Origin of the sequence: Bradyrhizobium hipponense (assembly GCF_008123965.1) — a bacterium.
GTDB lineage: Bacteria > Pseudomonadota > Alphaproteobacteria > Rhizobiales > Xanthobacteraceae > Bradyrhizobium > Bradyrhizobium hipponense.
In genome coordinates this window covers 42,034-52,093 of sequence record NZ_VSTH01000184.1, presented here as the reverse complement: position 1 = coordinate 52,093, position 10,060 = coordinate 42,034, and the positions used below count along the sequence as shown (strand labels likewise).

At 61.5% G+C, this 10,060-nt stretch carries 11 protein-coding genes; 9 read left to right on the top strand and 2 right to left on the bottom strand.

Going from position 1 to position 10,060, the window contains the following annotated elements; genetic code table 11:
• Positions 1 to 257: ATP-binding cassette domain-containing protein (locus FXV83_RS38550; RefSeq protein WP_148745179.1), on the bottom strand; the 257-nt coding region annotated here is incomplete at its 3' end.
• Between the two features lie 325 nt (positions 258 to 582).
• The gene (gene phnF / locus FXV83_RS38545; protein WP_210250789.1) at positions 583 to 1,329 is read right to left on the bottom strand and encodes a phosphonate metabolism transcriptional regulator PhnF; all 747 of its coding nucleotides are present in this window, start codon (positions 1,327 to 1,329) and stop codon (positions 583 to 585) included.
• Between the two features lie 193 nt (positions 1,330 to 1,522).
• Here phnF and FXV83_RS38540 point away from each other — a divergent pair, with 193 nt between their 5' ends.
• The 9 genes from FXV83_RS38540 (at position 1,523) to FXV83_RS38495 (ending at position 9,980) form a co-directional block, all read left to right on the top strand.
• Positions 1,523 to 2,692 carry an alpha-D-ribose 1-methylphosphonate 5-triphosphate diphosphatase gene (locus tag FXV83_RS38540; protein WP_148745175.1) on the top strand — a complete coding sequence of 390 codons (1,170 nt, stop codon included), beginning with the start codon at positions 1,523 to 1,525 and terminating at the stop codon, positions 2,690 to 2,692.
• 17 nt (positions 2,693 to 2,709) lie between these two features.
• Positions 2,710 to 3,189: a phosphonate C-P lyase system protein PhnG gene (gene phnG, locus FXV83_RS38535; protein WP_283811748.1), complete on the top strand. Its 480-nt coding sequence runs from the start codon at positions 2,710 to 2,712 to the stop codon at positions 3,187 to 3,189.
• Entirely contained in the window at positions 3,186 to 3,782 is a 597-nt protein-coding gene (gene phnH / locus FXV83_RS38530) for a phosphonate C-P lyase system protein PhnH (protein ID WP_235940553.1), read from the top strand. The genes phnG and phnH overlap by 4 nt, the downstream gene beginning before the upstream one ends.
• Complete coding sequence (locus tag FXV83_RS38525; protein ID WP_148745171.1) at positions 3,779 to 4,963, top strand: carbon-phosphorus lyase complex subunit; 1,185 nt, start codon at positions 3,779 to 3,781, stop codon at positions 4,961 to 4,963. Before phnH ends, FXV83_RS38525 begins: the two co-directional genes overlap by 4 nt.
• A complete protein-coding gene (locus FXV83_RS38520; RefSeq protein WP_283811747.1) occupies positions 4,953 to 5,819 on the top strand; it encodes an alpha-D-ribose 1-methylphosphonate 5-phosphate C-P-lyase PhnJ in 867 nt (288 codons plus the stop codon). Before FXV83_RS38525 ends, FXV83_RS38520 begins: the two co-directional genes overlap by 11 nt.
• Positions 5,816 to 6,595 (top strand): phosphonate C-P lyase system protein PhnK, encoded by a 780-nt coding sequence (phnK, locus tag FXV83_RS38515; RefSeq protein ID WP_148745167.1) that lies wholly within the window; start codon positions 5,816 to 5,818, stop codon positions 6,593 to 6,595. Before FXV83_RS38520 ends, phnK begins: the two co-directional genes overlap by 4 nt.
• Positions 6,596 to 6,610: 15 nt before the next feature.
• The gene (gene phnL, locus FXV83_RS38510) at positions 6,611 to 7,345 is read left to right on the top strand and encodes a phosphonate C-P lyase system protein PhnL (protein ID WP_148745165.1); all 735 of its coding nucleotides are present in this window, start codon (positions 6,611 to 6,613) and stop codon (positions 7,343 to 7,345) included.
• Positions 7,345 to 8,079: a DUF1045 domain-containing protein gene (locus FXV83_RS38505; protein WP_148745163.1), complete on the top strand. Its 735-nt coding sequence runs from the start codon at positions 7,345 to 7,347 to the stop codon at positions 8,077 to 8,079. The genes phnL and FXV83_RS38505 overlap by 1 nt, the downstream gene beginning before the upstream one ends.
• 953 nt (positions 8,080 to 9,032) lie before the next feature.
• Positions 9,033 to 9,980 carry a LysR family transcriptional regulator gene (locus FXV83_RS38495; RefSeq protein WP_148745161.1) on the top strand — a complete coding sequence of 316 codons (948 nt, stop codon included), beginning with the start codon at positions 9,033 to 9,035 and terminating at the stop codon, positions 9,978 to 9,980.
• The last annotated feature ends 80 nt before the right edge of the window (positions 9,981 to 10,060 follow it).

Below are 10,060 nucleotides of genomic sequence, written 5' to 3'. Positions count from 1 at the left end.
AGCGCGTAGGACTGGAACACCATGGCGACATCACGAAGCTTCGGCCGCACGCCATCGACCATGCGCCCGCCGATTTTCACCGAGCCGCTATCCTGCACTTCCAACCCTGCCAGAATTCTGAGAAGCGTCGACTTACCGCATCCCGACGGGCCCAGCAGCGCCACAAACTCCCCATCTTCGATCGCGAGCGAAACGCCGCGAAGCACGGGCGTCGGACCGAAGGATTTGGTGATGTGATGGAGGTGGATGTCACTCATCTGCCAAAGTCTTTCCAGCGAGGTTTGGCCCTCCTCTCGCCGAGGCGCCTCTAGGGATCTCTACCGGGCGAGGATGAAGCCGCGCTGACAGAACCGGGACCATTGCGCCAATCATACCCATTTCGACGGACCTAGAGCGGCCCGATCTAGAGCGAGCTAGAGTGCGTTCAGAAGCCGGATGCGGGCCGGATGACGGGCAAAGATATAACCTTTACCACCGTATCGGCCAGGATGGTACGGTGCGTACCATGTCGGCACCGCCCGGGGAGAGAGCGCGGCGCGTCACAACTCTGCCCTGATAGAAGGACGAGACGGACGAGACGAGCTAGTCGAAGTTGAAGACCAAATCCATGTGCTGGGGGGCGACGCGCACCCTCGACAGCACAATGGGAACGCCAGCGGCGTCGACATTGACGTTGGTCACCAGGATCATTGGCTGGCGCTGTGGCAGCCCGAGCGACGCCGAATCGGCCTTGGAGAGTGCGATTGCCGAAATCCTGGTTTCGTGGCGCTTGTAGGTTGTCACGCCGAATCTGCGCCAGGCCTGCGTGAAACTGCCGGTTTCAACGATGATTTGCTCAATGCGTTCGAAGCGCGGCAACGGAAAATAGCTGGATGCGACGGCGATGGCGAGGCCGTCCACCATCGTGATCGTGTCCACCTTGCGGGCGAAATGGTTGCGGTCGAGCCTGAGGTCGCGACCGAGGTCCCTTTCAACCCGAACCCGGCTGAAACCGAGAACGCGCCTTTCGCCGATCCGATGGATGTCGCGCAAAGCCGTACTGAGGCGCGACGTCGGATCGATGTGATGCCGCACCAGCCGTTCCTTGACGAAGGCCCCGCGCCCCTGCTCGATTCTCAAGAGATTGCGCTCTCTCAGAGAGGAGAGCGCGTGACGAATCGTCTTGCGGTGGACCTCGAAACGGGCGGCGAGTTCGAGTTCCGCTGGCAACCGGGCGCCAGGCCTCCATGTCCCTGCGCGAATCTCTTGTTCGATTACCCGCTCGATCAGGCGCCAGCGTGAGGTTACGCCACGCCGCTGTTGCAGCGTCTCGTCATTCGCAGATGGCATCGGATCTCGCACGTTCAGCCCTCGCAGCCCGCTTCGTGGCCAGGCAAGATTATCACGGGCATAGCCGCTCTATTTGAAGACAAGGGTACAAGTCCGTCAAAGTGACATGATTTGTCATTGAGCTGTCTCTCGTCGCCTCTTTGATAGCTGATAGAACCCAAGCAGTTCAAAGACAGGAAAGAGGCGCCCTCCGATGGGTCAATCGGCAAATTCTCCAATTCGAAGGCGGCAAAACGCCACTCGATTTTGCGAAGTTGTTTTGACGAATGCGAAGATCGTGACCCGATCGGAGTGTTTCAACGGAACGGTTCAGATTGTCGATGGAATGATTGCCGACATTTCTACCGGCCTGACGACCGCCTCGGGCGCGCTCGATGTTGACGGCGACCACCTGTTGCCTGGCTTGATCGACGTTCACACCGACCACCTCGAAAAGCAGATTCTGCCCCGCGCCGGCGTGACGTGGGATCCCCTCGCCGCTGCGGTCGCCCACGACATCCAGCTCTGCGCCGCCGGCACCACGACCGTGTTCGATTCGCTCATCGTCGGGGCGATGGGTAATCCAGAGCGGCGGCGGCTGTTGCCGATAATGCTGGAGGGCCTCGGCGAGGCACGCCGGCACGGGCTGCTTAGGGCCGACCACCTGCTCCATCTTCGCTGCGATGCCCGCGAGCCCAAACTTGTAGACCTCTTCCTCGCCCATGCCGATCATCCCGAACTTCGATTCGTGACAATCATGGATGATAGCCCACGCCGGGACCCAAACCGCTTCCGCTATCTTGAACGGCGGAAGAATACGCCTGAGGTAGAAATCGAGGCGGCGATCACCGCCGTGGCCAGCACAGCGGACTGTACCGAAGACAATCGACGTCGCTTGGTGGCGCACTGTCGTGCACGGGGGCTGCCCTTCGCAAGCCATGACGACACCACGGCCGCTCAGATCGCGGAAGCGGTGACCTACGGCCTCGCGATCTCTGAATTCCCAATCACGTTGGCGGCGGCAAAGGCGGCCCGCGCCGCCGGCATGACGATTATCGTCGGCGGTCCCAACCTCGTCGCAGGACGCTCCCACATCGGCAATGTATCGGTGAGGGAGTTGGCGCAGAACGGGCTCATCGACATCATCAGCTCGGATTATATTCCCGCGAGCATCTTACGCGCGATCTGGTACCTGGCAGGTCAGTCCGACGGGCCGACTCTTGCGGAGGCGGTGGCGCTTGGAAGCTTGCGCCCGGCAGAGGCCTTCGGGCTCGCCGATCGTGGCGAGATCGCGACGGGCAAGCGTGCCGATCTCGTCCGCGTCGCTGACCGGGCCGGTCCGATTGTCCGCGCGGTTTGGACGGCCGGCCGGCAGGTGCTCTGACGCGGGGTGAGAGAGAAGTGGATATATCCCCGACGCACATCGCTCCAGGCGATCAATGCAACCGTCAAGATTGGATAACCTTGCTCGCGAAGGCGCCGCTCTCCGAACTGGAGCGACACTGGGCGACGATCGTACGTCCTAAGTTTCAATGGATTCGTCGGCCGGAATATGGCGCCGTCATGCTCCAGGGAGCGGTTGGGCGCACTGGCGCGGTCTTCAATGTTGGGGAGGCAACGGTAACGCGTTGCACAGTTCAGATCGAGACGGGCGAGATCGGCATCGCCTATGTGCTCGGTCGCAACAAGCGCCACGCCGCACTTGCTGCGCTATTCGACGGGCTGATTCAACGCGACCAAGTCAAAGCGACTGGCACGATCACCGCGATCATCGCCGCGCTCAGGCGTTGCGTGCACGTAGAGGAGGAAGCGGTCCGGCGCGAGGCTCAACAGAGCAAGGTCGATTTCTTCATGCTGGGGCGGGAGGCCAGCGGCGAATGACGGCTGATCTGATACCGCCCGCCTTCCGCGATCCCGTTCACGACTCGCAGTCGGCCTTCCGCCGGCTCCTGAAGGCACTCTCACGACCCGGCACCCCCGTTTCGCTTACCGGCCCTGCGCAGCCGCCGGCGCCGATGGGCGGGCCGCTCGCCGCGATCGCTCTTACGCTCGCCGACGCCGATTGCCCGATCTGGCTTGACCCGGCGCTGTCGACTGAGCCGGTCCGGCGCTACCTTCATTTTCATACAAACGCGCCGCAGATTGCCGATCCGAAGGCCGCAGCCATCGCCCTGATCGGTGATGCCGGCCGGCTGCCGGGGCTCAACGAATTCCATCCGGGCGAGGCCGCCTACCCCGACCGGTCCACAACGCTGATCCTCCAGTTGCCCGCACTCACTGGCGGGCCCTCCGTCCGCCTCTCTGGGCCTGGGATCGAGACCACCGCAAGCCTCGCACCCCGCGGCCTGCCGGGCTGGTTCTGGCAGGCCTGGCATGAGAACGCCGCGCGCTATCCGCTCGGCGTCGACATCTTCCTCACCGATGACCGCATCGTCATCGGCCTCCCGCGTTCCACCAAGGTTGAGGCACCATGATCACCTCGATCAAGGGCGGTGAAGCCGCCATTGCCGCCTCGCACCGTCTGCTTGCCAAGCGCCGGCGCGGCAACCCGGCGATTGTCGATCTAAGCGTCGACCAAATCCGCGAGCAATTGTCGCTCGCTGTTGACCGCGTGATGAGCGAGGGCTCGCTCTATGACCCGGGATTGGCGGCGCTGGCGATCAAGCAGGCCGAAGGCGACCTCACTGAGGCGATCTACCTATTGCGCGCCTTCCGGACAACGCTCACCCGTTTCGGGCATGCCAAACCGGTTGACACGTCGGCAATGGTGGTGCGCCGGCGGATCGCGACGACCCACAAGGACGTGCCGGGCGGCCAGCTCCTCGGGCCGACCTACGACTATACCCACCGCATCCTCGATGTCGCCCTGATGGGAGAAGCGGGAAGTGACGATCTCTCCGATCTCGACGGCGAGGGAGCGGAGAAAAACGAGGGGCGCAACCGAGATTGTATGCTTGACGCGGCGGCCTGTGCCTTGACGAGAGACTGCGGTGTGCTTGCGCGGGCCGAGATCGTGGAGAACGCCCGGCCGGATGAAGAAGGAAAGGTCGCTGACATCACTCGCGACCCCGTGGTGTTTCCGTCCAGACGGGACCAGCGGCTGCAGAGTCTTGCCCGGGGTGACGAGGGATTCCTGATGGGGCTTTGCTATTCGACTATGCGGGGCTATGGGCGCAGCCATCCCTTCATCGCCGAACTGCGCTACGGTGACGTGACGGTAGTCCTAAGCATCCCCGAACTCGACATATCGGTCGGCATCGGCGCCATCCGTCTGACCGAATGCCAGACAGTACATCTGACCACCCGCGACGGCTCGCTGCCCCCCCGTTATACGCGGGGCTATGGCCTCGTGTTCGGTCATGGCGAACGCAAGGCGATCTCGATGGCGATGCTCGACCGGGCGCTGCGATCAGCCGAACTGGGCGAAACGGTCGCCTATCCAGCACAGGATGACGAATTCGTCCTCTCCCATTCAGACAGCGTTGCGGCCTCTGGCCTGGTGCAGCACCTGAAGCTGCCCCACTACGTCGATTTTCAGGCCGAGCTGCAGTTGCTCGGCCAGATGCGGGCGGACTACGCGGAACGGCATGCAGACCCCGGCCTCAAACCCGTCGCCGGGTTGGCCCCGATCATGGAGGCGCAGGGTGGAGACTGACCTCGCATTTGACGACGACGACGTCTACAGCTTCGCCTATCTCGATGAGATGACGAAACGGATGATCCGGCGGGCAATCCTGAAGGCGGTGGCCGTGCCCGGCTACCAGGTGCCGTTCGGCAGCCGCGAGATGCCGCTTCCCCCCGGCTGGGGCACTGGCGGCCTCCAAGTGACGGCGAGCCTTCTCGGCCGGGACGACCGGCTGAAGGTGATTGACCAGGGCGCCGATGACACTACCAATGCCGTCTCCATAAGGCGATTCTTCGCCGAGGTCTCCGGTGTCGCCACGACTGAGCGCACTGGCGAGGCGACGATCATCCAGACGCGCCACCGGATTCCCGAGCGAGCACTCACCGAAGATCAGATCATCGTCTTCCAGCAACCGCAGCCAGAGCCTTTGCGCCGCTTTATTACGGAGGAAGCGGTCGCCCGGAAGATCCATGCCTTTGCGCGCTACGGCGTAATGTACGTGCGTCTCTACGAGGATATTTCTCGGCTTGGCCACATCGCCATGTCGAGCGACTATCCGGTCGTGGTCAACGGGCGCTATCTTGCCTCGCCATCGCCGATCCCGAAATTCGATAATCCAAAACTTCATCGCAGCCGCGCGCTTGCGCTTTTCGGTGCGGGGCGAGAGCGACGAATTCACGCCATCCCACCTTTCACAGAGGTCAAAAGCCTCGATTTCGCCGACTACCCCTTCACGGTGCAGCGCTTCGAGGCGTGTTGTTCGGCTTGCGGCGCGCAGGACAGCTATCTCGACGAAATCCTGCTCGACGATGGCGGTAGGCGGGCCTTTGTATGTTCGGATACCGCCTATTGCGCCGAGCGGCGCGGCGAAAGGACTGAGTCATGAAACCGAGAGCGAGGGAAATTCTCCGGGTGGAGCGTCTTTCCAAGACTTTCGGGCGTGTTCCGGCTTGCAGTACGGTATCGTTCTCGCTCCGTCAGGGTGAGGTTCTCGGCATTGTTGGAGAGAGCGGCTCGGGTAAATCGACGCTGCTCCGCTGCCTTGCGGGCCGCATCCAGCCGGATGAGGGCAAAGTGCTGGTTGCCTCCGATGATCATGTCGTCGATATCTGGGCAATGGACGAAGCCTCGCGCGAGCAATTCCTGCCGACGACGGCCTCACTTATCCACCAAAATCCGCGTGATGGATTGCGCCTCGATATCAGCGCCGGAGGCAATATTGCCGAGCCTCTGATGGCCGCCGGCGGCCGCCACTACGGCTCCTTACGTGCGACGGCGCTGGAATGGCTTGAGAAGGTCGATATCGAGGGGTGGCGCATCGACGACCTGCCCGAGATCTTCTCCGGCGGCATGCAACAACGGCTTCAGATCGCCCGGGGCCTCGCTACCCACCCACGCCTCGTGCTGATGGACGAGCCGACCGGCGGCCTCGATGTCTCCGTCCAGGCAAAGCTGCTTGACCTGCTGCGTGGCCTCGTTCGCGAACTTGGCATTGCCGTTGTTGTCGTCACCCACGATATCGGCGTGGCGCGTCTGCTCGCCGACCGGTTGATGGTGATGCAGCGCGGGCGCGTCATCGAGGAGGGACTCACCGACCAAGTGCTGGATGATCCTCACCACCCCTATACGCAACTGCTCGTCTCATCCGTGCTGCAGGTCTAAGGAAAGGCACCGGTCATGATCATCCTCATCAGCGTTGGCGGCCTTTCCAAGACCTTCACGCTTCATACCCAGGGCGGCGCAGAGATCGGCGTCTTTGACGACATCTCACTTGAGGTCCGCGCGGGAGAGTGCATCTGCCTGCATGGCCCCTCCGGGGCCGGCAAGTCGACGTTGCTGCGATCGCTGTATGCCAACTATAAGCCGGACGCTGGGCACATCATCGTGCAACATGGCGACGAATCGATCGACCTCGTCAACGCCGAGCCTTGGGAAGTGGTCGAGGTGCGGCGCCGCACGATCGGCTATGTCAGCCAATTTCTCCGGGTCATCCCTCGCGTCGCCACCATCGACATCGTCACCGAACCGGCGACCACCATTGGTATTCCGGCGGACGAAGCGCATGCGAAGGCGAAGGCGCTGCTTGCCCGCCTCAACATCCCCAAGCGGCTCTGGTCGCTGGCGCCCGCCACATTCTCGGGGGGCGAGCAGCAGCGCGTCAACATCGCTCGCGGCTTCATGGTCGACTACCCGGTCCTGCTACTCGATGAACCGACAGCCTCGCTCGACGCCGCCAACCGCCAGAGCGTGGTCGAACTGATCAAAGAGGCCAAGGCGCGTGGGGCTGCCATCGTCGGCATTTTCCATGATGAGGAGGTGCGTGAGGCTGTGGCCGACCGCCTGTTCAAAGTGGCCCAGTCGTCCGTTCGCAAGTCTCGGCGCAATATTACAGCGGTAGAACCTGTCGCATAATGCCCGAAGCGTCCTCGCCCCGCTATGCGATCTACTACACTCCGGCGCCGGAACACCCGCTGACGGTGGCGGCGAGAGCCTGGCTCGGACGCGATGCGTTTGCTGGGAGCTCGTCCACTGCGTCCGCTGGACTCGCTGACACTGGTACGAACTCGGCTCGCCGCGCACGGACCACCGCGGCGAGCCGCTATGGCTTCCACGCGACGCTCAAAGCGCCCTTCCGGCTGAAAGAGGGGTGTTCGGTTGAGGAGCTGGAGCGGGCGCTTCGCACGTTCGTAACAGCTTGGCCTTCATGCCCAATCGGTCCTCTGAAAGTCGATCTGCTGGGTGGTTTTTTTGCGCTGGTTCCTGTGAGTCCGATTCCCACTTTGCACGGCTTTGCCTCGTGCATCGTAGAAGAGTTCGACCGCTTTCGAGCGCCGCTGAGTCCGGGCGAGTTTCAACGACGTTTATGCAGTCCGCTTGACGACATCGAGACCACTCATCTTGCGCGATGGGGCTACCCGTACGTTTTCGATCGCTTCCGCTTCCACATGACCCTAACCGATCGTATTCCTGCTGATAGTCAGGCCGAAGTACGGCAGGAGTTGGATGCGGTCTTCGTACCTTTGCTCCTCGAAGATTACAGCATCGACGCCCTTTCCCTCTTTGCTCAGGAACATTCCGACGCTGATTTTGTCGTGCGATCCCAGTTTGCCTTGAGGAGCCGTAGCCTCCTCAAGGAGGCGGTATGAGCCCATGTCCTCTGCGCGTGGCCCACCTGATTCTCGTCGTTGGCCCCAGCGGTGCGGGCAAGGATACCCTGATCGATTATGCGCGCGCGCAGTTGCGGTCCGATCCAAGCTTTCATTTCGCCCGTCGGGTTATCACCAGGCCTCCATCCGTCGGCGAGGATCACGAATCTGTCGATATCGAAGAATTCCAACGCCGCGCCGGCGCGTTCGCCCTGCACTGGCAGGCGCATGGGCTTTTCTACGGGATTCCTGCGACAGTCGAGGACCAGCTTGATTGCGGCGCCGTCGTGATCGCGAATGGCTCCCGGGCCATTGGCCCGTCAGCGCTATGCGCAACTACGTGTCGTCAATGTCACTGCACCCGTTGCGGTCTTGTCCAAGCGCTTGGAGGGGACGCGGACGGGAAAGTGAACCTTTGTTGAAGCGACGCCTTGAGCGAAGCGTAATGGGGCCGATCGGAGGAAATGACGTGCTGCACATAGAGAACGCCGGTTCCGTGAACGTCGCCGGTGATCGGTTCATCGATGCGCTGCGCACCTACGAAGTCAGGCGCGATCACGAAAAGTGTCCTGACTGGAATCATGCGGACAACGCCGTGCAGGGATCAGGAGGAAGTAAGTAGAACTTTAAGAGTGCTCGCCATCACGAAGCTTCATCGGATTCGTCAAGGATATGGAGACCAGTCAGCCGGTGTTTTGGGCCTATATTCGTAGGTGCGCGGCCGGTTTCGCTTCCGCTTGAGGGACACCAATAGGATTCCGACTGTGGCGTCAGCCGTCGGTCCGTCTTAGTCGTCAGACCGAGCAGCCGGCCAGGAGAGTTGACGGACTGTGGCCAGCATGAGCAGCGATCGGGGTGTTTTCTCCTGATTTCGCCGTGAGCGGCACGCAATCGTCCGGGCGTGCAGCCAAACCAGCATGGATCATTTAAGACACAGACATCACGAGCAAGAGATGGCGCGCGCTGCAAAACGCAACCTCAACACACCAAGGAAGAACAGTACAATCCACCTTCAGCAACTGCGTTACGCCGTTGCGGCCGCGGATCACGGCAGTTTTCGAGGTGTGGCGGAGACGATGAAGGTTCAACAAGTGACGGTGAGCCGCTGCGTTCGTCAGCTTGAACAGACGATTGGCACTCGCGTGTTCGACCGATACAGCGGGGGTGTTCGGGCGACTCAGTTCGGACAGACATTCCTGCGCGTCGCAAGAGGCATCCTGGAGCAGGCCGACAGTTTGGTAAACTCGGGGCGGATGACCGGACGTGGTGAATCTGGCCGACTTTCTATCGGCTTCTACACGTCCATTGGCGCTGGCAATCTTCGCGCGACGCTTGTCGAGTACACGCAGCAATTTCCGCAGGTCGACATCGAAATGATTGAGCGTTCGAGGGACCGTCTCACGACGGCCTTGCGCAACAGGGCCGTCGACGCCGCAATTGTGACCGGCGAACGAGCTCTGCCTGGAGCGAAGTCGATGCCGCTCTGGAGCGAACGCATTGTGGCTGTCTTACCCGAGAACCACAGATTGGTCGAAAGCCAAACCGTTACGTGGACAGATCTCAGCGGCGAGACTCTCTTGCTGGGTCGCAGAGATCCCGGACCTGCAATTCACGAGTGTCTCATCGCAAAGCTCATTTCGCCAGAAGATCGACCTAAAATCGCATGGCACGATGCAACCCGAGAAAGTATCAAAAGCCTGGTTGGCGCGCGTCCAGGTATTGGGCTCACACTCGAATCCTCCCTTGGCACGAGCTGCGACGGCGTCGTTTACAGAGAAATTCAGGATAGCGCTGGTTTGACACGAATCGGGCTCTCTGTGAACTGGCGAGCAGACAATGAAAGTCCAGCGCTGGCAAATTTCTTGAAGTTACTGAAACAACGCTATCCATCACCGTCCTGATCCGTCTGGGGCCGCAACACCGACGCTCCGCATGGATTGATGAGTAGTGACGGCGACAGAAAGGCAGCAGCGCAACGATA